The sequence below is a fragment of the Streptomyces sp. G5(2025) genome, from assembly GCF_049542075.1.
GTDB lineage: Bacteria > Actinomycetota > Actinomycetes > Streptomycetales > Streptomycetaceae > Streptomyces.
Genome location: NZ_JBMUZT010000006.1, coordinates 1,310,303 through 1,336,174 on the forward strand (window position 1 = coordinate 1,310,303; position 25,872 = coordinate 1,336,174).

26 protein-coding genes and 2 pseudogenes are annotated in these 25,872 nt (G+C 70.7%); 4 read left to right on the forward strand and 24 right to left on the reverse strand.

The annotated features are described in order from the left end of the window. The first annotated feature begins 190 nt into the window (after positions 1–190). Entirely contained in the window at positions 191–1,129 is a 939-nt protein-coding gene (locus ACOBQB_RS16770; protein ID WP_423592637.1) for a 5'-3' exonuclease, read from the forward strand. Between the two features lie 54 nt (positions 1,130–1,183). Then, positions 1,184–2,020: a siderophore-interacting protein gene (locus ACOBQB_RS16775; protein WP_423592638.1), complete on the forward strand. Its 837-nt coding sequence runs from the start codon at positions 1,184–1,186 to the stop codon at positions 2,018–2,020. Positions 2,021–2,209: 189 nt separating this feature from the next. Here the strand turns inward: ACOBQB_RS16775 and ACOBQB_RS16780 are convergent, their stop codons facing one another. Then, positions 2,210–2,803 (reverse strand): GNAT family N-acetyltransferase, encoded by a 594-nt coding sequence (locus ACOBQB_RS16780; RefSeq protein WP_423592640.1) that lies wholly within the window; start codon positions 2,801–2,803, stop codon positions 2,210–2,212. A 114-nt stretch (positions 2,804–2,917) separates the two neighbouring features. Between ACOBQB_RS16780 and ACOBQB_RS16785 the strand changes: the two genes are divergently transcribed. Then, positions 2,918–3,871: an RluA family pseudouridine synthase gene (locus tag ACOBQB_RS16785; protein WP_423592641.1), complete on the forward strand. Its 954-nt coding sequence runs from the start codon at positions 2,918–2,920 to the stop codon at positions 3,869–3,871. Positions 3,872–3,889: 18 nt separating this feature from the next. Here ACOBQB_RS16785 and ACOBQB_RS16790 read toward each other — a convergent pair. The 19 genes and pseudogenes from ACOBQB_RS16790 to ACOBQB_RS16880 form a co-directional block, all read right to left on the reverse strand. Then, positions 3,890–5,397: pseudogene (locus ACOBQB_RS16790) on the reverse strand (cytochrome P450). Positions 5,398–5,490: 93 nt separating this feature from the next. Next, entirely contained in the window at positions 5,491–6,114 is a 624-nt protein-coding gene (locus tag ACOBQB_RS16795) for a GTP-binding protein (RefSeq protein ID WP_423592642.1), read from the reverse strand. Beyond that, positions 6,095–6,553: a DUF742 domain-containing protein gene (locus ACOBQB_RS16800; RefSeq protein WP_423592643.1), complete on the reverse strand. Its 459-nt coding sequence runs from the start codon at positions 6,551–6,553 to the stop codon at positions 6,095–6,097. Before ACOBQB_RS16800 ends, ACOBQB_RS16795 begins: the two co-directional genes overlap by 20 nt. Continuing rightward, positions 6,550–6,957: a roadblock/LC7 domain-containing protein gene (locus tag ACOBQB_RS16805; protein ID WP_230899840.1), complete on the reverse strand. Its 408-nt coding sequence runs from the start codon at positions 6,955–6,957 to the stop codon at positions 6,550–6,552. Before ACOBQB_RS16805 ends, ACOBQB_RS16800 begins: the two co-directional genes overlap by 4 nt. Next, positions 6,954–7,112, reverse strand: coding sequence for a hypothetical protein (locus ACOBQB_RS16810; protein WP_423599012.1), 159 nt, complete (start codon positions 7,110–7,112; stop codon positions 6,954–6,956). The genes ACOBQB_RS16805 and ACOBQB_RS16810 overlap by 4 nt, the downstream gene beginning before the upstream one ends. Before the next feature lie 320 nt (positions 7,113–7,432). Continuing rightward, a pseudogene (locus ACOBQB_RS16815) lies at positions 7,433–8,611 on the reverse strand (ATP-binding protein); the annotation flags it as partial. Between the two features lie 309 nt (positions 8,612–8,920). Beyond that, positions 8,921–9,697 carry an alpha/beta fold hydrolase gene (locus ACOBQB_RS16820; RefSeq protein WP_423592645.1) on the reverse strand — a complete coding sequence of 259 codons (777 nt, stop codon included), beginning with the start codon at positions 9,695–9,697 and terminating at the stop codon, positions 8,921–8,923. Positions 9,698–9,964: 267 nt separating this feature from the next. After that, positions 9,965–12,775 (reverse strand): DEAD/DEAH box helicase, encoded by a 2,811-nt coding sequence (locus ACOBQB_RS16825; RefSeq protein WP_423592646.1) that lies wholly within the window; start codon positions 12,773–12,775, stop codon positions 9,965–9,967. Positions 12,776–12,852: 77 nt separating this feature from the next. After that, the gene (locus tag ACOBQB_RS16830) at positions 12,853–13,743 is read right to left on the reverse strand and encodes a diacylglycerol kinase (RefSeq protein ID WP_423592647.1); all 891 of its coding nucleotides are present in this window, start codon (positions 13,741–13,743) and stop codon (positions 12,853–12,855) included. Between the two features lie 23 nt (positions 13,744–13,766). Then, a complete protein-coding gene (gene tatC / locus ACOBQB_RS16835; RefSeq protein ID WP_423598534.1) occupies positions 13,767–14,660 on the reverse strand; it encodes a twin-arginine translocase subunit TatC in 894 nt (297 codons plus the stop codon). A gap of 92 nt (positions 14,661–14,752) precedes the next feature. After that, positions 14,753–15,034, reverse strand: a complete 282-nt coding sequence (gene tatA, locus ACOBQB_RS16840) for a Sec-independent protein translocase subunit TatA (RefSeq protein ID WP_423592648.1) — start codon at positions 15,032–15,034, stop codon at positions 14,753–14,755. Positions 15,035–15,241: 207 nt separating this feature from the next. Next, positions 15,242–15,439 carry a hypothetical protein gene (locus ACOBQB_RS16845; RefSeq protein ID WP_423592649.1) on the reverse strand — a complete coding sequence of 66 codons (198 nt, stop codon included), beginning with the start codon at positions 15,437–15,439 and terminating at the stop codon, positions 15,242–15,244. A gap of 9 nt (positions 15,440–15,448) precedes the next feature. Then, the gene (locus tag ACOBQB_RS16850; protein WP_423598536.1) at positions 15,449–15,706 is read right to left on the reverse strand and encodes a hypothetical protein; all 258 of its coding nucleotides are present in this window, start codon (positions 15,704–15,706) and stop codon (positions 15,449–15,451) included. A gap of 11 nt (positions 15,707–15,717) precedes the next feature. Further along, the gene (locus tag ACOBQB_RS16855) at positions 15,718–16,884 is read right to left on the reverse strand and encodes a WYL domain-containing protein (RefSeq protein WP_423592651.1); all 1,167 of its coding nucleotides are present in this window, start codon (positions 16,882–16,884) and stop codon (positions 15,718–15,720) included. 16 nt (positions 16,885–16,900) lie between these two features. Continuing rightward, a complete protein-coding gene (locus ACOBQB_RS16860) occupies positions 16,901–17,854 on the reverse strand; it encodes a helix-turn-helix transcriptional regulator (RefSeq protein WP_423592653.1) in 954 nt (317 codons plus the stop codon). A gap of 135 nt (positions 17,855–17,989) precedes the next feature. Further along, positions 17,990–18,364 (reverse strand): FKBP-type peptidyl-prolyl cis-trans isomerase, encoded by a 375-nt coding sequence (locus ACOBQB_RS16865; protein WP_423592655.1) that lies wholly within the window; start codon positions 18,362–18,364, stop codon positions 17,990–17,992. A gap of 57 nt (positions 18,365–18,421) precedes the next feature. Next, positions 18,422–19,420 carry an FKBP-type peptidyl-prolyl cis-trans isomerase gene (locus ACOBQB_RS16870; RefSeq protein WP_423592657.1) on the reverse strand — a complete coding sequence of 333 codons (999 nt, stop codon included), beginning with the start codon at positions 19,418–19,420 and terminating at the stop codon, positions 18,422–18,424. Positions 19,421–19,567: 147 nt separating this feature from the next. Next, positions 19,568–20,929: a Pup--protein ligase gene (gene pafA, locus ACOBQB_RS16875; RefSeq protein WP_055567245.1), complete on the reverse strand. Its 1,362-nt coding sequence runs from the start codon at positions 20,927–20,929 to the stop codon at positions 19,568–19,570. A 9-nt stretch (positions 20,930–20,938) separates the two neighbouring features. Next, the gene (locus ACOBQB_RS16880) at positions 20,939–22,198 is read right to left on the reverse strand and encodes an MFS transporter (protein WP_423592658.1); all 1,260 of its coding nucleotides are present in this window, start codon (positions 22,196–22,198) and stop codon (positions 20,939–20,941) included. A gap of 69 nt (positions 22,199–22,267) precedes the next feature. Here ACOBQB_RS16880 and ACOBQB_RS16885 point away from each other — a divergent pair, with 69 nt between their 5' ends. After that, a complete protein-coding gene (locus ACOBQB_RS16885) occupies positions 22,268–23,362 on the forward strand; it encodes a LacI family DNA-binding transcriptional regulator (protein ID WP_423592659.1) in 1,095 nt (364 codons plus the stop codon). Between the two features lie 59 nt (positions 23,363–23,421). On the opposite strand, the gene prcA is transcribed toward ACOBQB_RS16885, so the two are convergent. The 4 genes from prcA to ACOBQB_RS16905 all read right to left on the reverse strand — a co-directional run bounded on the left by prcA (position 23,422) and on the right by ACOBQB_RS16905 (position 25,861). Beyond that, positions 23,422–24,195, reverse strand: coding sequence for a proteasome subunit alpha (prcA, locus tag ACOBQB_RS16890; protein ID WP_423592660.1), 774 nt, complete (start codon positions 24,193–24,195; stop codon positions 23,422–23,424). A 53-nt stretch (positions 24,196–24,248) separates the two neighbouring features. Further along, a complete protein-coding gene (prcB, locus tag ACOBQB_RS16895) occupies positions 24,249–25,094 on the reverse strand; it encodes a proteasome subunit beta (protein ID WP_423592661.1) in 846 nt (281 codons plus the stop codon). Further along, positions 25,046–25,558, reverse strand: a complete 513-nt coding sequence (locus ACOBQB_RS16900; protein ID WP_423592663.1) for an endonuclease VII domain-containing protein — start codon at positions 25,556–25,558, stop codon at positions 25,046–25,048. Before ACOBQB_RS16900 ends, prcB begins: the two co-directional genes overlap by 49 nt. 84 nt (positions 25,559–25,642) lie before the next feature. Continuing rightward, positions 25,643–25,861, reverse strand: coding sequence for a ubiquitin-like protein Pup (locus tag ACOBQB_RS16905; protein ID WP_030782898.1), 219 nt, complete (start codon positions 25,859–25,861; stop codon positions 25,643–25,645). Between the last annotated feature and the right edge of the window lie 11 nt (positions 25,862–25,872).

Sequence of the window (25,872 nt, forward strand, 5' to 3'; positions counted from 1 at the left end):
GCGGGCCGTGGAGCGCCGTGGCCTCTGCCCACTTGCCCATCGAAATGTTGAATCCTCGACGGGGTGCACTCCGGCGGCGCGCCTGCCCTGACTCGCGAGAACCAAACACAGAAGTGACCCAGCTCACTTCACCGCCGGTCCGTATGTCGTCGCCCCAGGTCGGGGCCGGGTGTCGGTGCCGTGCGGCATGATGCGCACCGTGACTCAGCGAACACGACGGCTCATGCTTCTCGACACGGCATCCCTCTACTTCCGGGCCTACTTCGGGGTCCCCGACTCCGTGAAGGCACCGGACGGCACATCGGTCAACGCCGTGCGCGGACTGCTCGACTTCATCGCCCGCCTCGTCCAGGACCACCGCCCGGACGACCTGGTCGCCTGCATGGACGCGGACTGGCGCCCGCACTGGCGCGTCGAGCTCATCCCCTCGTACAAGGCGCACCGCGTGGCCGAGGAGACCGCGCAGGGCCCGGACGCCGAGGAGATCCCCGACACCCTCTCCCCGCAGGTCCCGGTGATCGAGGAGGTCCTGGACGCGCTCGGCATCGCGCGCGTGGGCGTGCCGGCGTACGAGGCCGACGACGTGATCGGCACCTTCGCGGCGCGCGCCACGGGCCCGGTGGACATCGTCACCGGCGACCGCGACCTGTACCAACTGGTCGACGACGGGCGCGGCATCCGCGTCCTCTATCCCCTGAAGGGCGTCGGCACCCTCCAGGTCACGGACGAGGCCTGGCTGCGCGAGAAGTACGGCGTCGACGGCCCCGGCTACGTCGACCTCGCGCTGCTGCGCGGCGACCCGAGCGACGGCCTGCCCGGCGTGCCCGGCATCGGTGAGAAGACGGCGGCCAAGCTGCTGGACGCCTTCGGCGACCTGGCCGGGGTCATGGCCGCGGTCGACGACCCGAGGTCGAAGCTCACCCCCTCGCAGCGCAGGCGGCTCGACGAGTCGAGGGCGTACGTGGCGGTCGCCCCGAAGGTCGTCCGGGTCGCCGCCGACGTGCCCCTGCCCGAGGTCGACGTGGCGCTGCCCCGCGCACCGCGCGATCCGGCGGCACTGGACGCGCTCGCCGAGCGGTGGAACCTGGGCGGCTCGCTCCAGCGGCTTCTCTCCACCCTCCAGAGCTGAAAGTGTTAGCTTAGGTAAGCCTAAGTAACTATGGATCAGGGGAGGCCGTCGCCGATGGCAGAACGTCCGGCACGCAAAGCGCCGAAGGCCCACGTCGCGCGAGTCGTGCGCACGCAGCGGCTGACTCCGCACATGCAGCGCGTGGTGCTCGGCGGCGAGGGCCTCGCCGAGTTCACCGCGGGCGAGTGCACCGACCACTACGTGAAGCTGCTCTTCGACGCCGAGGGTGTCACCTACCCGGAGCCCTTCGACATACAGCGCATCCGCGAGGAGTTCCCGCGCGACCAGTGGCCGGTCACCCGGACGTACACAGTGCGCTGGTGGGACCCCGAGGCCCGCGAGCTGGCCCTCGACTTCGTGATCCACGGCGACGAGGGCCTCGCGGGCCCCTGGGCGCGCGAGGCCGAGGCGGGCACCACGATCCGCTTCCTCGGCCCCGGCGGCGGCTACGCCCCGGACACGGACGCCGACTGGCATCTGCTGGCCGGCGACGAGAGCGCCCTGCCCGCGATCTCCGCCGCGGCCGAGGCGCTCCCCGCCGGTGCGAGCGCCCGGATCCTCGTGGAGGTCGAGGGCCCCGAGGAGGAGCAGAAAATCGCCACGGACGCTCAGGTCGTCTGGCTGCACCGCGCGGGCCGCCCGGTGGGCCAGGCTTTGGTCGAGGCCGTGCGCTCCCTGGAGTTCCCGCCGGGCGACGTCCAGGCCTTCGTCCACGGCGAGGCGGGCTTCGTGAAGGAGCTGCGCCGCCACCTCCGCGTCGAGCGCGAGATCCCGCGCGAGCGCCTGTCGATCTCCGGCTACTGGCGCCTCGGCCACAACGAGGACGGCTGGCAGGCCTCGAAGCGGGAGTGGAACGCGCAGGTGGAGGCGGAGCAGGAAAGCGCGGCATAGGCGCCGCGCCTGCCGTCGGCCCGGTCGGCCTTGCGGCGTTTGGCTCCGCGAGGTCGGCCGGTCAACGGACGTGGGGCTGATGTCCGTGGCCGACGGCCGGCCGTGGTCCGTCCTCGCGCGGTTCCCCGCGCCCCTTCCAGGAGCGCTCACTCCCCGCAGCTGAGAGGTGGCCCTCCATGTCAGGCCCCGTCACCCCACTGCGCCGTCCCCCGCGATACGCGCGTGCAGATGCATGTCGTGCCAGCCGTCCGCGTGCAGCACCGCGCTGCGCATGGTGCCCTCCGCGGTGAAGCCGGTCTTCGAGGCCACGCGGCACGACGCCTCGTTGGCCGTCGCGTGCGTCAGTTCCAGGCGGTGCAGGCCCAGTTCGTCGAAGGCCCAGCGCGTGAGCGTCTCGACGCCGCGTGAGGCGACGCCGCGTCCGCGCGCCGACGGCACCGTCCAATAGGCGACTTCGGCCTGTCCGTCGGGGAGTTCGATCTGCCGCAGGGCGACCCGTCCGACGAGCCGGTCCGTGGCGGTGTCGGCGATCGCCCAGTGCGCGGCGCGTTCACCGGCCCAGGCCTTCCGCCAGTCCTCGATCCAGCCGAGCGCCTCGCTCTCGGAGTCGGCCACCCGGGCGTGCCAGCGCTGGAGGACGGGGTCCTGGAAAGCCTCGTACACGGCGGGTGCGTCGGTGGGCGCCCAGGGGCGCAGGACCAGGCCTCCGGGGGCGGGGAGCGTCGGCTGCTCCTGGTGGGCGAGGGCGCCGGGGGCGACTACGTCGGAGACCTTGAAGGGCATGACCTCATCTTGGCAGCGGGGCGCACGCGACGGCACTGGTTTTCCGGGCCCCCGCGACCGGCGGCCCGCCCTGGCCTGCGGCGTGCCCGCGGTGCCCCCTACGCTGGCCTCCTGATGAGACGCAAGCCCCGCATCCCGCCCGCCCCGCTGCCCCAGCGCGACGGCGTCGATGCCGTCCGGGTCAGGTTGCCGCCCGACGGGGCGTGGCCGACCGTCCGCGACCATCTCGTGGAGCGGCTCGCGGCCGGCCCCGGCGTCATCGACGCGATGCTGCGCGGCGGCGAGATCGTCGGCGCGGACGGCACGCCGGTCGCGCCGGACGCCCCGTACGCGCCGGGTGCCTTTGTCTGGTTCCACCGGGATCTCCCGGCGGAGGTCACCGTGCCGTTCGCCCTCGACGTCGTCCACCGCGACGAGCACATCGTGGTGGTGGACAAACCGCACTTCCTCGCCACCATGCCGCGCGGCGGCCACGTCACGCAGACCGCCCTCGCCCGGCTGCGCGTACAGCTCGGCATCCCGACGCTGAGCGCGGCCCACCGCCTGGACCGGCTGACCGCCGGGCTGCTCCTGTTCACCGTGCGGCCCGAGGAACGCGGCGCGTACCAGACGCTGTTCCGTGACCGCCTCGTACACAAGGAGTACGAGGCGGTGGCGCCCTACGACCCGCGCGTGCCGCTCCCCCGCACCGTCCGCAGCCACATCGAGAAGGAGCGCGGAGTCATCGCGGCGTACAAGGTCGAGGGCGCCGAGCCGAACAGCGAGAGCCGCGTCGAGCTCATCGAGCACCGCGGCGCCCTCGGCCGCTACCGCCTGACCCCGCACACCGGCCGCACCCACCAACTGCGCGTCCACATGAACGCGTTGGGCCTGCCGATCCTCGGCGACCCGGTCTACCCGGTGGTGACCGGACCCGCGGAGCCGGGCGACTTCCGGCGGCCGCTGCAACTCCTCGCGCGGGTCCTGGAGTTCACGGACCCGGTCACGGGCGCCCGGCACCGCTTCGTGAGCGGGCGGACGCTGGGCGCGTGGTCGGCGTACGGCGACTGGGACCAGTACGGCCAGTAGCCGGTCCGCGGCCCGCGCTCAGTTGCCGCGCCACCAGGTGACGAAACGCCGCCAAGCCCCCTGGGCCTGCACCGGCTGCGGCGCGGGCGCTGGTACGGGCGCGGGGGCGGGAGCAGCGGCCGGGGCTTCCTGCCGCGGCGGGCCCGGGGCGGCGGCGGGCTGCGGCTGAGGCGGCGGCGTGGAGATCTGCCAGTCCGTGCGGGGCCCAGGCACCTGCGCCGACGGCCGGGCCATGACGTCCTGCGGGGAAGCGGCATGAACCGCACCGGCAGCTCCACCAGGTGCCGCGAGAGGATCGACGACGTCCACCGCAACTCCCGCTCGTCCACCTCCAGTTCGACGTCCGGCAGCCGCATCAGGAGCGCGTCGACGCCGGTGTCGGCGATGGCGCGGCCGATGTCCTGCCCCGGGCATTCGTGGGGCCCGCCGCTGAACGCGAGGTGCGAACGGTTGCCCCGCATGTTGGCGGCGAGGTCCGGGCGTACGACGGGATCGACGTTGCCCGGCGCGATGCCGAGGATCAGGCCGTCGCCCGCGCGGATCTGCCGGCCGCCGAGCTCCGTGTCCTGCTTGGCGAAGTAGCCGATCATGGCGGTGAACGGCGGCTCGTCCCACAGCGACTGCTCGACCGCCTCGGGGACCGTCATCTGGCCGCCGTTGAGCTGCGCGCGGAAGCGGGGGTCGGTCAGGACCGTCCGCAGGACGTTCGCGATGAGGTTGGCGGTGGCCTCGTACGCGGCGATGAGCACCAGGCGCAGATGCGCGCCGACCTCGTCGTCGGTGAGCTGCGCCGGGTGCGCGATGAGGGTGGTGGTGAAGTCCTCCTCGGGCTGGACACGGCGCCGCGCCACGAGGCCCATCAGGACCTCCATGATGTACGCGTTGCTGGCGATGGCCGTGTCGGTGCCCTTGATCATGTCGCGGGCCGACTGCACCATCCGCTCGTTGTACTCCTCGGGCATGCCGAGGACGTGGCACATCACCATCATCGGCAGGTGCTCGGCGAACTGGCTGACCAGGTCGGCCTCGCCTCGCTCGCAGAAGTCGTTGATCAGCTGGTTCGTGTAGCGGTTGATGTAGCGGCGGAGGCCGCGGTGGTCGATGGTCGACATGGCGCCGGTGACCGCCTCGCGCAGCCGCTGGTGCTCGTCGCCCTCGACGAAGCTGCACATGGGCTGCCAGCCGAAGACGGGCGCGAGCGGATGGTCGGGCCCGGCGCTGCCGTCCCGCACCGCGCGCCAGATGCGCGAGTCCCGCGTGAACTGCGAGGGCGTACGGACCATGTGGAGGTTCTCGCTGTGTCCGAGCACGGCCCAGATCGGCACGTCGTTGTGGAGCAGCGCGGGGGCGACCGGGCCGTGCTCGGCGCGCAGCTTCTCGTACAGGCCGGCCAGATCGGTGTCCGCCTCGGGGCCATAAAGGCGGCGCAGTCCGCCGGGGCCGAGGCCGAGGCCATGGGCGGGACAGCCGGGGGGCGGCGCGGCGGGGTCGTCGGTGCCGGGCCAGGAGGGAGAGGGGGTCGTCACGGTCGTCGCTCCGGGTTGACGGGAGGGTTCCGGTGGGGCAGAGGTCGCAAGGGGCCGGATGTATCGGACGGGCAGCCAGGCGGGTCAGGCGGCTCAGGCGCGGGCCACGGCCAGGGAGTGGAGGTAGCGCATCAGGGTCATCAGGACGTCCCGGCTGGACTCCCTGCGGCGGGCGTCGCAGGCCAGGATCGGCACTCCGGGTTCCAGATCCAGCGCCCTGCGCAGCGTCTCGACCGGGTGATGCGGCGCGTCGGGAAAGTCGTTGACGGCGATGACGAACGGCACGCCGCGCTCCTCAAGGCGCCCGATCACGTCGAAGCTGACCTCCAGGCGGCGGGTGTCGATGAGCACGACCGCCCCGAGCGCTCCTTCGAAGAGGCCGTTCCACAGGAACCAGAAGCGCTCCTGGCCGGGGGTGCCGAAGAGGTAGAGCACCAGTTCCTCGGAGATGCTGATGCGGCCGAAGTCCATGGCCACGGTGGTGGCCGTCTTGGACTCCGATCCGTAGTTGTCGTCGACGCCGATGCCCGCCTCGGTCATCGTCTCCTCGGTCGTCAGCGGACGGATCTCGCTGACCGAGCCGACCATCGTCGTCTTGCCGACCCCGAACCCGCCGACGATGACGACCTTCACGGCGGCCGTGGCCGTGTGCGGCAGGACGTCCTCGCTGCGGGGGCCGGTGATCGTGTCGGTGCTCTTAGAGCTTCTGAAGTCCATGCATCACCGCTTCGAGAAGGGATCGGTCGGGGATCGCGGAGCGGACGATGGGGGCACGCGCCTGAACCAGTTCGGCCGCGAGCAACTCGGTCAGGACCACGGTCACCACACTGAACGGCAGCGCCATGTACGCGGAGAGTTCCGCGACGGAGAGCGGCGTCGCGCACAGCCGGAGCACCGCCGAGTGCTCCGGCTGTGCCGTGGGCGACGCCTCGCCGTTGGCCACGATCAGCGTGACGAGGTCGAGGGGCGCCCGCTCGGAGTCCTCGCCCGTCAGGATGTACAGCCGCTCGGGGTTGTCGGGGCTGCGTCGCTCGCGCTGGGGAGGGGCGTCGGGGTCGGGCGCGTCCCGGGCGGGCGCATCCCGGGCGGATGCGTCCCGCCGGGACGGCAGGTCCCCGTTCGAAGGGCCGGGCGACGGGCCTTGCGGAGGAGTCATACGGCCTGCCCGTCACGCCGGGGCGGGCTCGTCAGATGTGCTCCGATGCGTACGACGAGGTCGCGCATCCGGGCGGCGACGAGGCCCGCGTCGACGGTCACGTCGGCGAGCACCGCCAGATAGGCGCCGGCGCCCGCGGCCATCATGTAGAAGTAGCCGCCGTCGATCTCGATGATGACCATCTTCATTCCGCCGTCGCTGTGCGGGATCTCCGTGGCCACGGCGGTGGCGAGGCTCTGCAGACCGGCGCAGGCCGCTGCGATGCGGTCGGCGGCGTCCGGGTCGCCGCCGTAGCGCGCGATACGCAGTCCGTCGGCGGAGAGCACCACGATCTGCCGCGTCTGCGGCACCCCGTCGGCGAGTTCCTTCAGCATCCAGTCGAAATTGGCGCGCTGCTGGATCACTGCCAGCCCCCCTCGTCGGCGTTGCCGTGGTTGTTCTTGGTGGTTCCCTGCGGAGGGGTGGTTCCCTGCGGGGGCGTCGTTCCCTGCGACGGGGTGGTTCCTTGCGGGGCGGAGGGATCGGCGTCACCCGCGCCGTCACCCTTGACGCCCTTCATGAACGCCTCGACCCACAGGCCCGGTTCGGTCGTCTGCTTCTTGGGCGCCGGGGGCGGCGCGGTCGCGGCGGCGTGCGCCTGGGCGATCCGCTCGGCCTCGGCCGCCTGGGCGTACCGCTCCTTGAGGGACATCGTGACGCGGCTGCGGCGCTGCGGCAGACCGTTCTCGGTCCACTCGGTGACCTCGGGGATCTCGTTCCCCATGACCGCGGCGCGCTGGGAGCGCAGCGGGGGTCCCGCGGTGACGACGCGGGGCTTCTTGCGGCGGATGTTGCGGGCGGGCTCCTCGATGAGGCGTCCGGCGTTGTCCACGCGGGGCACGGCGGAGGCGCCGATGCCGTGGGCGAGGCCGGGGCCGGCCCGGTGGTCATCATCTCGCGCGGCACGATGAGCACCGCGCGGACGCCGCCGTACGCGGACTGCCGCAGGGCGATCTGCATGTTGTACATCTTCGAGAGGCGGCCGACGACGGCCATACCGAGGCGCGGCGTGTCCCCGAGGTCGTTGAGGTCGACGCCCGCCCGGGCCTGCGCCAGCAAGCGCTCGGCACGGGCCCGGGCCTCCTCGCTGAGGCTGACGCCGCCGTCCTCGATCTCGACGGCGATGCCGGTCTGGACCTCGACGGCGGTGACATGCACCTTGGTGTGGGGCGGCGAGTAGCGGGTGGCGTTGTCGAGGAGCTCGGCACAGGCGTGGATGAGCGGCTCGACGGAGATGCCCCTGATCGCGACGTCGGCGATCGAGTGCAGGTTGACGCGCGGGTAGTCGAGGATCCGGGACATCGCGCCGCGCAATACGCTGAACAGCGGTACGGGGTTGGGCCATTGGCGGCCGGGCCGGGCGCCACCGAGGACCGTGATGGAGTCGGCGAGACGGCCGATCAGCGCGGTGCCGTGGTCGATGCGCAGCAGGTCGTCGAAGACCTCGGGGTTGCGGCCGTGGAACTCCTCCATCTCTCGCAGCTCCGCGGCCTGCTGGTGGACGATCGACTGGACGCGCCGGGCGATGTTCACGAAGGAGCGCTGCGCGGAGTCGCGCCTCGTCTCCTCCTCCTCCAGGATTTTGAGGATCGACCGGAGCAACACCCGCTGGGGGCCGGAAAGATCGCGGTACTCCTCGCTCTTGTCGACGACGTTGCGGATCACCTCCACGGCCCCTTCGCCCTGCCGCAGCCGCCACAGCGCGTCGGGCAGGATGTCCCGGCCCAGCCGGACCGTCTCGGCGTCGTGGGATGCGATGCGCCCTTCGAGGTGGGCGAGCCGCTCCGCGTACTGTGCGCGCTGGGCCCTGATGGTCCGGCCGCGCCGCACGGCTTCGGCGCCGACCACGATGACCAGGAGCGTCGCGACGGCGCCGCACCAGCCGACCGCGGGCCGGGCCGGCTCCGTCACCGCCGCGACCGCGGCTCCGGTCGCCGCCGCCATGAGCATGGCGGGCAGCAACAGCACGCGCGTGTAAGGGACTTCTCGGCCACCGGGAGGCGATTGAACACTCACCATGTATGCCCTCTGAACAGTCGTCTTGGGGAACTCGGGGAAGGGGGGAGCAAAAACGAACTATCGAAAGATTTGAGAACAAACGCGCGAATATCGTCGCAAGTCACTTCAACTCGCCGCGCTCCGGGCGAGCTTAGTCCGCCGCAAACATCGCCGAGTCATATTCGGCAACCCCCTGCACGGGCCCGGTCGACAGGAATACACTCGCCCATTTACACGCCTGGCGATCATTCGAACACGTGGCGTGACGCTTTCGAACGGCGTGCGGCCCGGAGAGCCCCCTCCCCCGCCAGGTGTGCCGCCTCCCCGCTCCTAGCGCAGGAAAGCCAGCACTTGCCGCTCGAAACGCGCGTACGGCTTGCCGATGGCGGTACGGTCGTGCTGCCCGATGACGAGCAGCACGGGAAGCCGCAGCTGCCGCAGGTCGGCCACCACCGGCTGGTGGTACGCCATTGGGTAGGTGAGGGCGGAGGCCATGGCCCAGCGCGGGTACTCGGCGCCGAGGGTGATCCGGTGGCGGATCTCGACGTTGCGTTCGTACGCCGGGCGCCAACGCACCACATACGCGCGGCAGACGGCGCGGATCGCGGCGAGGTCGGTGTTGGCCAGTTCGTCGGCGAACAGCCGCTCGGTCGGCAGCGCCGGGACCAGGTCGCGGTAGTCCTCCAGGCCGACCGGGTTGGCGAGGACGAGTTTGGGGGCGCGTGCCGGGTGCCGCAGAGCGAAGCGGACGGCGAGCAAGCCCCCCATGGAGTGCCCGGCGACATCGGCCCGTTCGACGCCAAGACGGTCGAGAAGCGCGACCGTGTTCGACGCGAGCAGTTCGAAGCTGTAGTTCTTCAGGGCCGGTTTCGAGGACCGCCCGAAGCCGATCTGGTCGGGCACCACGACGCGGTGCCCGGCGGCGGCGAACGCCCGTGCGGTGGGCTCCCACGCCCCGCCGTCGAAGTTCTTGCCGTGCAGCAGCAGAACCGTCCGCCCGGACGGCCTCCCCCGGGGCGCGAGGTCCACGTACGCCGTGTGCACGGTCTCGCCCTCGATCACAAGCCGCAGGAAACGCACCGGGAAGGGCGAGGGGAAGCCCTCCATGGCGATGCCGAGCAGCTGGTCGCATTCGTGGGCGTGGACGCAGTCGCAGTCGTGGACGCAGTCGTCGGCGTGGTCGCAGTCGTCGGCGTGCGCCGTGGCGGGAACTCCGCCCCCGCCACGGCGATCGCTCCGGCGGCCAGCAGTCTCCGGCGCGTGGTCATAGCGACCCCCTGCGCACTAGCACGTCAGTAGGGCCATGGTGCACCAACACCCTTACGGGGCTCGGGAGTCGACGCCCTTCAGCAGCACACCACCGACCGGATCGCGTCAGCCCACCGAGCTGTACGCCACCACGCCCCGCAACAGCTGGTCGACCGCCCTGCGGGCGTTCTTCGCGACCGTGCTGCCCTCGCGGGGGGCCGCCGCCGCGATCTGGCCGAGGACGTCGATGACCTGCTTGCACCAGCGCACGAAGTCACCGGCCGGCATCTCCGCCTCGCGGAGCACCTCGTCCAGGTCCCTGCCGCTCGCCCACATGTACGCCGCCCAGGCGAAGCCGAGGTCGGGCTCGCGCTGGCCGACGCCCTCGGCCTGGTTGATCCGGAACTCCTCCTCCAGCGCGTCAAGACGGCCCCAGATCCGCACCATCTCGCCGAGCGCCGCCTTCGCGGCGCCGGACGGCAGCTTCGGAGCGAGCGCGTCGTCACCGACCCGCGACTCGTACACCAACGCGGAGACGCAGGCGGCCAGCTCGCCGGGGGCGAGGCCCTCCCAGACCCCGGCGCGCAGGCACTCGCTGGCCAGCAGGTCCAGCTCGCCGTAGAGCCGGGCGAGCCGCTTGCCGTGCTCGGTGACCTCGTCGCCCCGCAAGTAATCCAACTCGGCGAGGAGCGCGACGATGCGGTCGAAGGTGCGGGCGATGGTGTTCGTACGCCCCTCGATGCGGCGCTCCAGCTGGGCGGTGTCGCGCTTGAGGCGGTCATGGCGCTCGGCCCAGCGCGCGTGGTCCTCGCGCTCGTCGCAGCCGTGGCACGGGTGGGCGCGCAGCTCCGCGCGCAGCCGGGCGATCTCCTGGTCGTCGGCCGCCGCCGCACGCCCCCTGCGGTGCCGGTCCGGCACCAGGTGCCCGGCCTTGGTGCGCAGCGCGGACGCCAGGTCGCGGCGGGACTGCGGCGAGCGGGCGTTGAAGGACTTCGGGATGCGCATCCGCTCCAGGGCCTCGACGGGCACCGGGAAGTCCATCGACGCGAGCCGCTTGACCTGCCGCTCGGCGGTCAGCACGAGCGGCCGCGGGCCGTCCACGTGGTCGAAGCCGCGGTGGCCGTTGGCCCGTCCGGCGGGCAGTCCCGGGTCGAGGACGAGCGCCAGGCCCGCGTACTTCCCCGTGGGCACGTGGATGACATCACCCGCCTTGAGCCTCTCCAGGGCGGCAGCGGCGGCGGCCCTGCGCTGGGCCGCGCCCTGCTTGGCGAGCTCGGTCTCGCGGTCCTTGAGCCGGCGCCGCAGCCGGGCATACTCCTCGAAGTCGCCCAAGTGGCAGGTCATGGAGGCCTTGTAGCCCTCCAGGCCCTCCTCGTTCCTCTGCACCTGCCGGGAGATCCCGACGACCGACTTGTCGGCCTGGAACTGCGCGAAGGACGTCTCCAGGAGTTCGCGCGAGCGGTGCCGCCCGAACTGCTCGACCAGGTTCACCGCCATGTTGTACGACGGCTTGAAGCTGGAGCGCAGTGGGTACGTGCGCGTGCCCGCGAGTCCGGCCAGGTGCTCGGGGCTCATGGCGCGCTGCCAGAGCACCACCGCGTGGCCCTCGACGTCGATGCCGCGCCGGCCCGCGCGGCCGGTCAGCTGGGTGTACTCACCGGGGGTGATGTCGGCGTGCTGCTCGCCGTTCCACTTGACGAGCTTCTCCAACACCACGCTGCGCGCGGGCATGTTGATGCCGAGGGCGAGGGTCTCGGTGGCGAAGACGGCCTTGACCAGGCCGTGCACGAACAGCTCCTCGACGACCTCCTTGAAGGTGGGCAGCATGCCCGCGTGGTGCGCGGCGATGCCGCGCTCCAGGCCCTCCAGCCATTCGTAGTAGCCAAGGACGTGGAGGTCCTCGTCCGGGATCGAGCCGGTGCGCTCCTCGACGATCTCGCGGACCCTCGCCCGGGCCTCGTCGTCGTTCAGCCGAAGGCCCGCGTACAGACACTGCTGTACGGCCGCCTCACAGCCGGCGCGGCTGAAGATGAACGTGATCGCGGGCAGCAGGCCTTCCGCGTCGAGCCGCTCGATGACCTCGGGGCGCCCCGGCGTCCAGATCCGGGACCGCTGGCGCCGCTCACGCTCGCGGTCGGCCTCGCGGACCATCTTGCCCTTGCGGCGCTCGCGTGGGTTGTAGGAGCGGCTGGCCTCCATGCGCGCCATGCGCGTGAGGTCGGGGTTGACCGCCTTCTTGTGGCCCTCGCCCTCCTCGAAGAGGTCGTACATCCGGCGCCCGGCGAGCACGTGCTGGAAGAGCGGCACGGGCCGGTGCTCGGAGACGATCACCTCGGTGTCCCCGCGGACCGTGTCGAGCCAGTCACCGAACTCCTCGGCGTTCGACACCGTGGCCGAGAGGGAGACCAGCGTGACCGACTCCTGGAGGTGGATGATCACTTCCTCCCAGACGGCGCCGCGGAAGCGGTCGGAGAGGTAGTGCACCTCGTCCATGACCACATAGCCCAGGTTCAGCAGCGACTGCGAGCCCGAATACAGCATGTTCCGCAGGACCTCGGTGGTCATCACGACCACCGGGGCGTCGCTGTTGACGCTGTTGTCGCCGGTGAGGAGGCCGACCTTGTCCGCGCCGTACCGCTTGGCGAGGTCGGTGTACTTCTGGTTGGAGAGCGCCTTGATGGGGGTGGTGTAGAAGCACTTCTTGCCCTGGCGCAGGGCGAGGTGCACGGCGAATTCGCCGACGATCGTCTTGCCCGAACCGGTGGGGGCGGCGACGAGCACACCCTTGCCGGCCTCCAGCGCCTGGCAGGCCTCGATCTGGAAGGGGTCGAGGCCGAATTCGTACATTTCGCGGAAGGACGCGAGTGCGGTGGCCTGCTCGACAGCGCGCTTGCGCGCCGCCACGTACCGCTCGGCCGGTGAGAGGTCCTCTGTCATCGTGCTTTCGAGACTACCGGGCACCACTGACAACGGACGATCATTATCCGGAAGCGCAAGGGCCCGGACAGGGGCGCTCAGGGGACCAGGACCCGCACGGCCCCCGGCATGCACTCGGCGGTCAGCGGCAGCGCCCCCAGGGGCTCCCCGTCCGCGTACCCCGTGATCCCGGACGCGGCCAGCTCGACCGTGGTGGCCCGGTGGACGGTGACCGCGGGGTGGTCGAGGTGCGTGCCCTTGTAGATCCGCGGGAACACCTTGAGCAGCGTCGTGCGGCTGCACGCCCCCACCACGGTGATGTCGAAGAGCCCGTCGTCCGGCTCGGCCCCGGCGCAGATCCGCATGCCGCCGCCGTACGAGGAGCCGTTGCCGACGGCGACCAGCGTGGCCTCGGTCTCGTGGACGTCGCCGCCGTCCAGTGTGATCCGGTACGGGACGGGCGTGAAGGCCGCCAGTTCGGCGACCATCGCCAGGTCGTACTTGAAGCGGCCCGTGGGCCACCGCATCCGGTTGCCCCGGTCGTTGACCCGCGAGTCGAAGCCGGACGCGAGCACGGTCCCGAACCAGGTCCCGCCCACCCTGCCGAGGTCGATGTCGCGGGTGCGGGTCTTCTTGAGCGCCTCGGCCACGAGCCGTCCCGCGGCGCCCGGCTCGCGCACCGGCAGGCTGAGAGCCCGCGCGAAGTCGTTGCCGGTGCCGACGGCGATCACCCCGAGCGGGGTGCGCGTCCCGGCGACGGCCTGGAGCGCGAGGCTCACCATGCCGTCGCCGCCGACGGCTATCAGCGCCCCCGTACCGCCGCCGACGGCCTCACGGGCCCGTCGCAGCGCATCGGGGGCGTCCTCACCGATGACCGTCCGCACGGAGAAACCACGGTCCCGTAACGCGGAGGCGGCCGGCTGCGCCGCGTGAGCGCCCCGGCCGCGGCCAGCGGTGGGATTGACGAAGAGGGTGATCTCGCTTGTCACGGCGGGGACCCTACAAGGTCACGTCACGTCACGTCGTCGAAACCGTTGACGCGGTGGTCGGCCCGGCCGGTGCCCGCCTGCTCGGGCAGGGCCTTGGCCGAGGCGACGGGCTCAATCCCGCCGACGGCCTCGGGGGTGAGGTCGATGTGGGAGGCCTCGTCGTCGTCGAGCTCGGCGTCGGGGTCGTTGCGACGGCGGCGCTTGTCGTTCAGGAGGGAGATGCCGACGGCCATGAAGTAGAGGACGACGATCGGTCCCGCGAGCGCGATCATGCCGACCGGGTCGGTGGTCGGGGTCGCCACCGCGCCGAAGATGAAGACGCCCATGACCACGCCGCGCCACCAGGTCGCCATGCGGCGGCCGGTGACCATGCCCGTCATGTTGAGCATCACCAGGAGCAGCGGGAGCTCGAACGAGATGCCGAAGATGAGGACCATCCTGACGGTGAAGTCGAGGATCGTGTCCATCGGAAGGAGGTTCTCGGCCCCGTCCGGCGTGATGCCGAGCAGGACACGCATGCTGACCGGGAGGATCGTGTACGCCAGCCAGGCGCCTCCGAAGAAGAGCGGCACGGCGGCGGCGACGAACCAGTAGGTGTACTTCCGCTCGTGCTTGTGCAGGCCCGGGGCGACGAACGCCCACAGCTGGTAGAGCCAGACCGGGCTGGACACGATGATGCCGACCATGAGGCTGACCTTCACCGTGGTGGTGAAGGGCGACAGCAGGTCGTTGAACGTCACCTTCGCGCAGTGGCCGCCGGTCACCTTCATGCCGGGCTTGCAGCGGGGCACGGGATCAGCCAGGAACTCCATGAGGTCCTGGCTGTAGAAAGCCGCCACGATCGACACGACCGTGATGGCGAGGAGCCCCTTGGCGAGCCGGTTGCGGAGCTCGCGAAGGTGCTCCGCGAGGGGCATCCGTCCCTCGGGGTCCTTCTCCTTCTTGCGGGCAGACTTGAGCAACCCACGTCCTCATCTCGTGCGGCAGGCCGGCCGTCGCCGGCCTTGGATCAGCGCTTCGTCGTGTCGGTCGGCTCGGTGACCGGGCGCGAGCTGGTCACGTCGCCGGGGGCCGCCTGGATCGTGCGCGGCTGGACGACCGGGTCGCTCGGCGGGTCGGCCGGAGCGGCGGCGTCGTCCTTGCTCTCGGACTTCATCGCCTTGGCCTCGCTCTTGAGGATGCGGGCCGACTTGCCGAGGGAGCGCGCCATGTCCGGCAGCTTCTTGGCTCCGAACAGCAGGACGATGACGACGAGGATGAGGATGATCTCGGTGGGGCCGAGCCTACCCATAGCTGTTTACCTTCTTCACCGAGGCGACAGGAGTCTGGGGCTTGGCAGACCGGACATACATCCGATCTCCGCGCTGTCAGCGATCGTAACCCCCCGGGGTAAACGCTCGGCAATCCCCGCGCGTACTCCGAGTGCGGCCCCGCGCCTCGATCCGGGCCGCGTTCGCAGCGTACCCGCACGTCTCGGCGCGTCGACAGGCCGCGAACGCTAAAGAGCCTCTCGTCCCGCACGGGCCACTGTGGCCGCCGCCTTCTCCAGGTCCTCGGCCGCCCGGTTGATCTGACGTGTGGTCTCGGTCACTTGACGCGCGAGGCGCTGCGCTTCCACGAAGACCTTGACCGCCATGACGCCGAGGACGGCGAGACCCAAGAAGCCCGCCGCGATCGCGAGCATCGCCCAGAACATGCGCCGAGCCTAGACGGTCGAGTGCAGACGCAGAGTCCGCACCCCGCCGCCGGTGAGAAGTTCGACGATGCGCTCACCCGCGGGTTTGCGCACCGCGGCCCCGCACTCGGGGCAGGTGAAGGAGTAGAAGGTCGTACGGCGACTGGCGCCCATCACCAGGCGCAACGCTCCCGCGGAGAGCTCGAAGCGGGCGCGGCATTCGGTGCAGGCGGCCGTGAAGAGAACGGGTGCGGTCCGCTGCGTCGGCACTCCCGGCAGCCCGGACATGGTCGGTGAACTCAACGCCCTTGCTCCTGCCGGTCATGGGCCTGGCCCTGCTTGTGCGGCGGCCGGTCGGACGCCGGGCCGTACGGGGGGCGGTCGGGCGCCTGGCCGTACGGCGGCTGGTGAGACGCCTGGCCGCTGGCCTGCGTTCGATCGCCGGCCTGTGCCTGGCCACCGGCCTCCGCCTGCCCGCTGACCTGCGCTTGGCCACCAACCCGCACCCGGCCGCCGGCCTGGTCGTAGGCCGCAAGGGCCTCGCGGGCCGCCTGGCGGGCGCTGTCCGCGAGCTGGGGCGGGGAGACGATCCGGCCGTCCCTGCCGAGGCGCAGCGCGAGGCGGCGCAGGGAGGCGGGTTCGGGGGTGCGCAGGGTGATCCGCAGGCCGCCGTCGGGCAGCTCCTCCGCGCTGTCGTGGGGGTAGTACTCGGCGACCCAGCGGCCGCCGGGGCCGACCTCGATGACGACCTCGGGGTCCTCGGCGGCGGGCTGCACGAGGCCTTCGGAGAGGTCGCGCAGCTCGACCTCGGGCGGCGCGGACGGCTCGTCGAGGATCTTGATCTCGGCGACGCGGTCCAGGCGGAAGGTGCGGCGCGCCTCGGAGCGGCGGCACCACGCCTCTACATAGGTGTGACCGACGCTCACGAGGCGGATCGGGTCGATCTCGCGCTCGGTGACCTCGTCGCGCGCGGGCGAGTAGTAGCGGATCCAGAGCCTGCGGCGCTCGGAGATGGCCCGGTCGACGTCGGCGAAGACGCCGCCCTCGGACTCGAAGGTCACCGACAGGCGGGAGCTGGCGCCCGCCGCCTCACCGGCCGCGGTCTCCAGCTTCGCGGTGGCGCGCAGCAGGGCGAGGCGGTCGCTCTCGCGCAGGCCGGGCAGGGTGGCCACGGCGCGGGCGGCCACGAGCAGCGCGGTCGCCTCGTCGGCGGCCAGCCGCAGCGGAGCCGCGACGTCGTCGGGGTTGTGCCACCAGATGCGGTCACCGTCGGTGTCGATGTCGAGCAGGTCGCCGCCGCGGAAACTGGTCCCGCACATGGGCAGCACGTCGAGGTCGGAGATCAGCTCGTCCGGGGTGATGCCGAAGGCGCGGGCGACGTCGCCGACGTGGGCGCCGGGCCGCTCGCGCAGATAGGTCACCAGCGACAGCATCCGCCGCGTCTGGTCGATGGCGTTCGAGGCCATTGGTCTTCCGTCCCCCTCAGCCCTTGGCCACGGCGCGCAGCCGGTCCACGACGTCGGCCCGCAGCTCGGCGGGCTCCAGGACCACCACGTCGGGCCCGAACTCCACCAGCCAGGCGTCAAGACCGTGACCGTACGGAATCTCCAACTCGTCCCAGCCCTCGCCCAGTTCCCGCACCGACGCGGCCTTGGCGCGCAGCGGGTAGCCCGCACCCGAACGCAGCCTGATCCGGGCCGTGCGCTCGGCGCTCTCCCCGGCCCAGCTCGCGACGGTCTCGCGGACGGTGACGACGTCCGGGACGTCGGCGGTGTACTTGCCCGCGCGGGCGCGCACCTTGCCGGTGATCCGTGAGAGGCGGAAGACGCGCTCGGCGCCCCGGTCCCGGTCCCAGCCGGCGAGGTACCAGTGGCCGCGCCAGCATTCGAGCGCCCACGGCTCGACGTGGCGCTGCTCGGGGCGGGCGGCGGTGGCCTTGCGGTAGTCGAAGACGACGGGGCGGCGGTCGCGGCAGGCGAGCATCAACGGCTCGAAGGCCGCCTCGTGCGCGGGGATGCGAGGTTCCAGGGCGCTGTGCGCGCCGTACGGGTCGGCGTCCTCGGGCAGGCCGGCGGCGCGCAGCTTCTGCAGGGCGCCGCTGGCGGCTCCGGCCAGGCGCGCCTGCTGCCAGACCTTGGCGGCGAGGCCGAGGGCGGCGGCCTCCTCGGCGTCGATGGTGATGGGCGGCAGGCGGTTGCTGTCGCGCCGGGCGAGGTAGCCGACCTCGCCGTCGAGGTTCTCCACGGTCTCGATGACCAGGCCCAGCTCGCGCAGATCGTCCTTGTCGCGCTCGAACATCCGGTTGAAGGAGTCGTCCGACCCTGCTTCCAGGTAGGCCTCGATGGACTCCCGCAGCTCTCGCTTGCTGAGCGGCCGCCGGGTCCCGAGCAGGCACAGCGCAAGGTTCATCAGCCGCTCGGCCTTGGCAATGGCCATCGACGCCCTTTCTCGGCTGTTCAGATTGTGCTTCCGACCGATGACCGTACCGCCCCGGGGTGTCCGGGCAAAAGCCGAGGGTCCATGCCTGGTCAGGCATGGACCCCTGGCGAAAGGATCAGGTCAACGACGTCCTCAGACGGAGACCAGGTCGCAGACGAAGATCAGCGTCTCGCCCGGGGCGATGCGGCCGCCACCGGCGCCGCGGTCGCCGTACGCGAGGTTCGCGGGGATGATCAGCTCGCGCCGGCCACCCACCTTCATGCCCTGCACGCCCTGGTCCCAGCCGGAGATGACCTGGCCGGCGCCCAGCTGGAACTCCAGCGGGTTGCCGCGGTTCCAGCTCGCGTCGAACTCCTCGCCCGTGCTGAAGGCGACGCCCACGTAGTGGACCTTGACGAAGTCGCCCGCCTTGGCGACCGGGCCTTCGCCCTCCCAGATGTCCCTGATCTGCAACTCGGTCGGCGGCTCGCCACCCGGGAAGTCGACCTCGGGCTTCTCAATGCTCACGGAATGCTCCTGCTTGGTACGGAAAGTCAGCGCGGACAGTCTTACATCCCGAAGGGGTCACGCCTTCGCCAGGATGTCCACGCAGAAGACCATCGTGGAGTCCTTCTTGATGGGGGTGCCCTCCGGCGGCTTCTCGCCATAGCCCAGCTTCGGCGGGACCACGACGAGGACGCGGCTGCCGACCTTCTTGCCGGTCAGCCCCTGCGCCCAGCCCTTGACGACCTGCGCGAGCTGGAACTGGACGGGCTGACCGTTCTTGTACGAGGAGTCGAACTCCTTGCCGTCCGCCCACAGGACGCCCCGGTACTGGCACAGGACGCCGTCGGTCTCCTTGAGCTCGTCGCCGTCGCCCTCCAGGATGTACGACGCGACGAGCTTCTCGGGCGCGTCGGTCTTCGGGACGTCGATCGAGGGGGCCTTGCCGTCGGTGTTCGTGCCGACCTTGGGCAGGTCCTTGTTGGACTGGGCGACTTCCTTGCCCTTCACCGAGCTCTTGCCGTTGAAGGTGCCCACCAGATCGACGACGAACACGAGAGTGTCCGAGCCCTTGATGCCGGCCTGCTTGTTGCCCTCCGTGCCATACCCCATCTTCGGGGGGATGGCGAGCTCCACGCGGCTGCCGAGCTTCTTGCCGACCAGGGCCTGGTCCCAGCCCGGGATGACCTGGCCGACGCCGATCGGGAAGACCGAGGGCTTGCCCCGGTCGTAGGAGTTGTCGAAGACCTTCGCCGTCGCCCAGATCTGGCCGAGGTAGTCGGCCTGCAAGTAGTCGCCCTTGGCGACCTCCTTGCCCTTGCCCTCGATCAGCGTCTTGACCGCGAGGTCGGAGGACGCCTTGCCGGGGCCCTTGGCGACGGTCGGCTTCTGGCCGAACTTCGTGCCCTTGGTGATCTCGGGCAGCGGCCCGGCGACGATCTTCGCCGTCGGCGCGGCCGACGGGGAGTTGGTCGGGCTGTCGCTGGGCTTGGACTTGGCCTTGTCGGCCTTGTCGTCACCACAGCCTGCCAGCGTGAGCAGGCCGGCCGGGACGGCGAGAAGGAGTGAGCGTCGGCGCACGGTGGGGGCCTCGTATCGGTCGATCTTGTGGGTTGGCGTGCGCGCAACTCTACGGCGTGAGAAGGGCGCCGTACGAGGAACGTACGGCGCCCGCGTTGCGTTCCCACAACGCCGCTCACCTCACACGGCTCTCACCGGCCCACCGGCTCACATCCCGGCGATGAGCTTCTCCACCCGGTCGTCCACCGACCGGAAGGGGTCCTTGCACAACACGGTGCGCTGTGCCTGGTCATTGAGCTTGAGGTGCACCCAGTCGACCGTGAAGTCCCGGCGCTGCTCCTGGGCCCGCCGGATGAAGTCGCCGCGCAGCCGTGCCCGGGTGGTCTGCGGGGGCACCGACTTGCCCTCGAAGATCTTCAAGTCGTTGCAGATCCGGGCGGCTTGGCCCTTCTTCTCCAGGAGGTAGTAGAGGCCCCGGCGGCGGTGGATGTCGTGGTAGGCGAGGTCTATCTGGGCGACCCGCGGATGCGACATGGTCATGTTGTTCTTGGCGCGGTACCGCTCGATGAGCTTGTACTTCATGACCCAGTCGATCTCGGTGCCGATGCGGTCGAGGTCCTCGGACTCGATCGCGTCCAGCGTACGGCCCCACAATTCGAGCACCTGCTCGACGGTGCCGGTGCGGATGCCGCGGCGGTCGACGAAGTCCACCGCCTTCTCGTAGTACTCGCGCTGCACTTCGAGGGCGGACGCCTCGCGGCCGCTGGCCAGGCGCACCTTGCGGCGGCCCGTGATGTCGTGGCTGACCTCGCGGATGGCCCTGATGGGGTTCTCCAAGGTGAGGTCGCGCATGACCGTGCCGGCCTCGATCATGCGCAGCACCAGGTCGGTGGCGCCGACCTTGAGGAGCATGGTCGTCTCGGACATGTTCGAGTCGCCGACGATGACGTGGAGCCTGCGGTAGCGCTCGGCGTCCGCGTGCGGTTCGTCGCGGGTGTTGATGATCGGTCGGGAGCGGGTGGTCGCGGACGAGACCCCTTCCCAGATGTGCTCGGCTCGCTGGCTGACGCAGTACACGGCGCCACGCGGCGTCTGTAGCACCTTGCCGGCGCCGCACAGCAGCTGCCGGGTCACCAGGAACGGAATGAGGATGTCCGCGAGCCGGGAGAACTCTCCGTGACGGGCCACCAGATAGTTCTCGTGGCAGCCGTAGGAGTTTCCCGCCGAGTCGGTGTTGTTCTTGAAGAGGTAGACGTCGCCCGCGATTCCCTCCTCGTGCAGGCGGCGTTCGGCGTCGACGAGCAGGCCTTCGAGAATGCGCTCGCCTGCTTTGTCGTGGGTGACCAGCTCGGTCACGTTGTCACATTCGGGTGTGGCGTATTCCGGATGTGACCCCACGTCAAGATAGAGGCGGGCGCCGTTCCGCAGGAAGACGTTGCTGCTGCGGCCCCATGACACAACACGGCGGAAGAGGTAGCGCGCCACCTCGTCAGGCGACAGGCGGCGCTGTCCCCTGAACGTGCACGTGACGCCGTACTCGTTCTCCAGCCCGAAAATGCGGCGGTCCATGACTGAACATTACGCCTGATGCCCGGCACTGAAACCGGGTTCGACGGCACCGTTTCGATCATTTTCCGATGAACCCGCAACGATCCCTGATTCATGGGCCGGAACCAGTACCCGAGTGGTGGCCAGCAAAACCAGCAGGGCGGCCGCTCCCGCCAGCCCCGGCACGGCGAATCCCCCCGCGGTCCCGCCCCACTCGACGACGGGCCCCGCGGCGGCAGTTCCGAGCGAGGCCCCGACGGTGAACGTCGTCACGAGCCAGGAGAACGCCTCGGTGACGGTCCCGCGCGGGGCGTGCCGGTCGACGATGATGAAGGCACAGGCCAGCGACGGCGCCAGGAAGACCCCCGCGAGAGCGGACAGCGCGGTCATCGCGAGCGCGCCGGGCACCAGCATCAAAGGCAGGTAACAGACGGCGAGCAGGGCCACCAGGACGCTGAGGCGCCTCTCCGGCACGCCGGCCCACTGCCGCGCGCCGTAGACGGAGCCGCCGACCAGCGCGCCGAGCCCGAGCGCCGCCATCATCCAGCCGTACACCGCGTCGCCGCCGTGCCCGTCCGCGTACGACACGCCGGCCACGGTGATGGAGCCGAGCGCCATCCCGATGAAGAGGAACGACCCGAGGAGCACGAGGAGCCCCGGCGAGCGCAGGGCGCCGAGCCAGTGCGCCTCGCGGGGCGCCGAGCGCCACGCGCGCGAGGGTTCGGACACCACCACGGAGAGGGCACCGAGCACACCCACGGCGTTCACGACGAGCAGCGCCGCCTGCTCCGACCACAGGGCCACGCACCCCGTGACGAGCAACGGCCCGACGGTGAACATGACTTCCTGGGCGATGGCGTCCATGGCGTACGCCGTGTGGACCTGCTCCTCCTTGCCGAGGACGCTCGGCCACAGGGCCCGCAGGCCGCCTTCCAGGGGCGGGGTGAACAGGCCCGCGGCGCCCACCGCGGCGTAGGCGAGGGGCAGCTGGTCGGGGCCGGTGAACGCGAAGGCCGTCATGCCGAGGGCGGAGAGCAGGGCCGCGGGCAGCTGCACGCGCGGCTGGCCGTGCAGGTCGACCAGGCGCCCGAGCAGCGGCTGCCCCACCGCGTTGGCCACGCCGTACACCGCGGCGAGGGCCCCGGCCAGGCTGTAGGTGCCGCCCTCGGCCCGGATGAACAGCACGATCGCGATCGCGGCCGTGGCGTTGGGCAGCCGGCCCACCAGCGTGCCGGCGAGCAGCCGTGTGGCGTATCGCGTCCGGAGGATCTCCGCGTATCCCGCAGCCATGCCGTCCTGCCCCTCCCCCACGCCGTCACGGCCGGGGTTTTACGTATAACGTCGAGCGTCATACGTACCATGAGCCCTGTCCGCCGGTCCACCGCGCCGGCGGACCGCGGACACGACAAGGAGGTGACAGTGGCCGGGCCACCGCAGGAAACCGGGAGCACCAGGCCCCCCACGAGCCGCGACGTCGCACGCGCCGCCGGTGTCTCGCAGGCCACCGTCTCCCTCGTGCTCGGCGACAAATGGCACGGCCGGGTCGCCGAACCCACCGCCGAGCGGGTGCGCGCCGCCGCCCGGCAGCTCGGCTACCGCCCCAACCTCGCCGCCCGGAACCTTCGCCTGGGCAGGACCAGGACGGCACTGCTCGTCGTCCCCGCCCTCACCAACGAGTTCTTCGCGCACGTCTACACCGGAGCCGCCCGCGTCGCCGCCCGGCACGGCTTCGGCGTCCTCCTCTACCCCTCCCCTGAGGGCACCGGCCCCGCCCGTGACCCCTTCGAATCGGCGCGGGCCTCACTGGACGGCGTGCTCGCCTCCTCCATGGCCTCGGACGCGCTCGCCACCATCCGCGGCGACGACCTGCCCCTGGTCATGCTCGACAGCGATCCGGCGCACAGCCTGGGCGCGGCCACCGTCAACCTCGACCTCGCCGAGGGCATGCGCCAGGTGACGGAGCACCTGCTCGCCCTCGGCCACCGCGATCTCCTGCACCTCGCGGCGGCCGTCGACTCCTGGACCTTCGACGTACGCGCGGAAGCCCTCGCCACGGCGCTGCACGGCACGGACGCGGCCGTACGACGCGTGGCGGCCCCCCTGACCGTCGAGGCGGCCCGCGCCGCCGCAGAGGCCGCCCTGGCCGCTCCGGGCCGCCGCCCCACAGCGGTCATCTGCGACGACGACTTCCTCGCCGCCGGCGTCTGCAAGGCGGCACGGCGCCTCGGACTGCGCGTCCCCGAGGACATCTCGGTGACCGGCTTCGACGACATGACCCTCGCCACCGCCGTCGAACCCGAACTGACCACGGTACGACTGCCCGCCGAACACTTCGGCGAGCGCGGCATGGAATCCCTGGTCGCCGTCATCGAGGGCCGCACCCCCGAAGCCACCCCGCTCCCCGTCGAACTGATCGTCCGCGGCTCGACAGGCCCCGCCCACCAGCCCGCATGACACGAACGCCCCGTGCCCCGACCTTTCAGTCGGGGCACGGGGCGTTATACGTGGGTGGACTACTCGACGTCGCCGCCGGACCGAGGTGCGGGCCCGGCGTCCTCGTCCGTGTCCCCGGCCGCGTCCGTCGCACCGCCCTCGTCCAGGAGACGCGAGAGCTGACGCCCCACAATCCGCTTGAACTTGCGCTGCTGCGGACGCGTCCGGTCCAGCACCGCGACCTCAAGACGCTCGGCCGGGATCTCCCGCTCCGTGCCGTTCGTGTCACGTGAGAGCGCACGCACGGCCAGCTTGAGCGCCTCCGCGAGCGTCATGCCGTCGTTGTGGTGCTGATCGAGGTACTGGCTGATCTGCTCCGCATTGCCACCGACGGCCAGCGAACCATGCTCATCGACGATCGAACCGTCATGCGGCAGGCGGTAGATCTGGTCGCCCTCACGGGTCTCACCCACCTCCGCGACCACCAGCTCCACCTCGTACGGCTTCTCGGCCGCGCTGGAGAAGATGTTGCCCAGCGTCTGCGCGTACACATTCGCCAGGCCGCGCGCCGTCACGTCGTCGCGGTCGTAGGTGTAACCCCGCAGATCGGCGTAACGGACGCCGCCGATCCGGAGGTTCTCGTACTCGTTGTACTTGCCGGCGGCCGCGAAACCGATGCGGTCGTAGATCTCGCTGAACTTGTGCAGCGCACGGGACGGGTTCTCACCGACGAACACGATGCCATCGGCATACTGCAGGACGACCAGACTGCGGCCGCGCGCGATGCCCTTGCGGGCGTACTCCGCCCGGTCGGCCATCTGCTGCTGGGGTGATACATAGAACGGCGTCGACACCGGATCCGTCCCTTTCTGTCAAAAAACTTCAGTCAGTGGCGAATACGGAGCGATCAGAGCAGCGCGGCACGCGGGCCGTCCGGCTGCTCCAGCCGCCTCTCCAGGATCGAACGCGCGATCACCGACGACTCCTCGTCCGTGAGCCGCCGGAACCCCTCGTCGGAGATGACGGTGACGAGGGGAAAGATCCGACGCGCCATGTCGGGGCCGCCCGTCGCCGAGTCGTCGTCGGCGGCGTCGTACAGCGCCTGGACGACGAGCGTCGTCGCCTGCTCCTCGGTCAGACCGTCGTGGTACAGCTTCTTCATCGCACCCCGCGCGAAGACCGACCCGGAGCCGGTCGCCGCGAACCCGTGCTCCTCGGAGCGGCCGCCCGTGACGTCGTACGAGAAGATGCGACCCTTCTCGCGGTCCACGTCATAGCCCGCGAAGAGCGGCACCACGGCGAGGCCCTGCATGGCCATGCCGAGATTGCCGCGGATCATCGTGGAGAGACGGTTCGCCTTGCCCTCCAGGGAGAGCGTGGCACCCTCCACCTTCTCGAAGTGCTCCAGCTCCAGCTGGAAGAGCTTCACCATCTCGACGGCCAAGCCCGCCGTACCGGCGATGCCCACCGCCGAGTACTCATCGGCGGGGAAGACCTTCTCGATGTCCCGCTGCGCGATGACGTTCCCCATCGTCGCCCGCCGGTCACCGGCGAGGACCACACCGCCGGGGAACGTCACGGCCACGATGGTGGTGCCGTGCGGAGCCTCGATGACGCCCTTGGTGGGCGGCAGTTGGCGATTGCCGGGCAGGAACTCGGGCTGGTGCTCGGACAGGAAATCCATGAAGGACGACGAGCCAGGCGTCAGGAAGGCAGCTGGTAGACGCCCGGTGCTACGAGTGTTGGCTTCCACGCGTTTCCTTCCACATATGCGGCCGCACGCCGTATGGCATCCGGCCGATCCTTGAACTGCCCCAGCGCCGCGTTGCAGCTGAAGCACAATACGCCTCGGACTTTACCCGTCTCGTGGCAGTGATCCACATGCTCCGCCGGAGCAGCCAGACAGATGCAGCACACACCATGCTGAGAAGCAATCAGCTTCTCCAACTCCGCTGGAGTCAGGCCGTACTTGCGCTGGAAGTAACTGACCCGATTGCGCTCCGCCCGGCACTCCCTGCAGTAGCTGGCCCAGCCATCGGACGAGGACTTGTTCCGCTCCCCATCGGAATGCGGCTTCACCTCACAGCACTGGGGACAGCGCTTGTGCCCGCGCGGGACGGGCACTTTGACGCGCACCGCTTTCCCCTTGGCCTCCTGGCGCTGCCGGTAGTACTCGGCAGAGCACTCCCGGCAGTACGCTTGCAGACCGTCACGCATGGACTTGTTCCCCGCGAACGCGCTCCCCGGCAGAACCCGCTGACACCGCGAGCACTTCTTGTTCACCGCGTTCACAACCCTGAATTACTGTCCACCCTTCTGAACGAACGACCTCACGAAATCCTCGGCGTTCTCTTCCAAGACATCATCGATTTCGTCCAGCACGGAGTCCACGTCATCGCTCAGCTTCTCCTGGCGCTCCTTGAGGTCCTCCGAGGCCTGCGCGTCCTGCGCCTGCTCCTCGGTCTCCTCGGTGGAGCGCGTCGCCTTCTGCTGTCCGCCGCCGGTGTCCTTGGTCGCCATCTACCTCACCC

Coding starts and splice junctions, on each gene's coding strand:
- ACOBQB_RS16770 (WP_423592637.1), top strand. CDS start 191: ATGCGCACCGTGACTCAGCGAACACGACGGCTCATGCTTCTCGACACG.
- ACOBQB_RS16775 (WP_423592638.1), top strand. CDS start 1,184: ATGGCAGAACGTCCGGCACGCAAAGCGCCGAAGGCCCACGTCGCGCGA.
- ACOBQB_RS16780 (WP_423592640.1), bottom strand. CDS start 2,803: ATGCCCTTCAAGGTCTCCGACGTAGTCGCCCCCGGCGCCCTCGCCCAC.
- ACOBQB_RS16785 (WP_423592641.1), top strand. CDS start 2,918: ATGAGACGCAAGCCCCGCATCCCGCCCGCCCCGCTGCCCCAGCGCGAC.
- ACOBQB_RS16795 (WP_423592642.1), bottom strand. CDS start 6,114: ATGGACTTCAGAAGCTCTAAGAGCACCGACACGATCACCGGCCCCCGC.
- ACOBQB_RS16800 (WP_423592643.1), bottom strand. CDS start 6,553: ATGACTCCTCCGCAAGGCCCGTCGCCCGGCCCTTCGAACGGGGACCTG.
- ACOBQB_RS16810 (WP_423599012.1), bottom strand. CDS start 7,112: ATGAAGGGCGTCAAGGGTGACGGCGCGGGTGACGCCGATCCCTCCGCC.
- ACOBQB_RS16820 (WP_423592645.1), bottom strand. CDS start 9,697: ATGGAGGGCTTCCCCTCGCCCTTCCCGGTGCGTTTCCTGCGGCTTGTG.
- ACOBQB_RS16825 (WP_423592646.1), bottom strand. CDS start 12,775: ATGACAGAGGACCTCTCACCGGCCGAGCGGTACGTGGCGGCGCGCAAG.
- tatC (WP_423598534.1), bottom strand. CDS start 14,660: ATGCCCCTCGCGGAGCACCTTCGCGAGCTCCGCAACCGGCTCGCCAAG.
- tatA (WP_423592648.1), bottom strand. CDS start 15,034: ATGGGTAGGCTCGGCCCCACCGAGATCATCCTCATCCTCGTCGTCATC.
- ACOBQB_RS16845 (WP_423592649.1), bottom strand. CDS start 15,439: ATGTTCTGGGCGATGCTCGCGATCGCGGCGGGCTTCTTGGGTCTCGCC.
- ACOBQB_RS16850 (WP_423598536.1), bottom strand. CDS start 15,706: ATGTCCGGGCTGCCGGGAGTGCCGACGCAGCGGACCGCACCCGTTCTC.
- ACOBQB_RS16855 (WP_423592651.1), bottom strand. CDS start 16,884: ATGGCCTCGAACGCCATCGACCAGACGCGGCGGATGCTGTCGCTGGTG.
- ACOBQB_RS16860 (WP_423592653.1), bottom strand. CDS start 17,854: ATGGCCATTGCCAAGGCCGAGCGGCTGATGAACCTTGCGCTGTGCCTG.
- pafA (WP_055567245.1), bottom strand. CDS start 20,929: ATGGACCGCCGCATTTTCGGGCTGGAGAACGAGTACGGCGTCACGTGC.
- ACOBQB_RS16880 (WP_423592658.1), bottom strand. CDS start 22,198: ATGGCTGCGGGATACGCGGAGATCCTCCGGACGCGATACGCCACACGG.
- ACOBQB_RS16885 (WP_423592659.1), top strand. CDS start 22,268: ATGAGCCCTGTCCGCCGGTCCACCGCGCCGGCGGACCGCGGACACGAC.
- ACOBQB_RS16900 (WP_423592663.1), bottom strand. CDS start 25,558: ATGCGTGACGGTCTGCAAGCGTACTGCCGGGAGTGCTCTGCCGAGTAC.
- ACOBQB_RS16905 (WP_030782898.1), bottom strand. CDS start 25,861: ATGGCGACCAAGGACACCGGCGGCGGACAGCAGAAGGCGACGCGCTCC.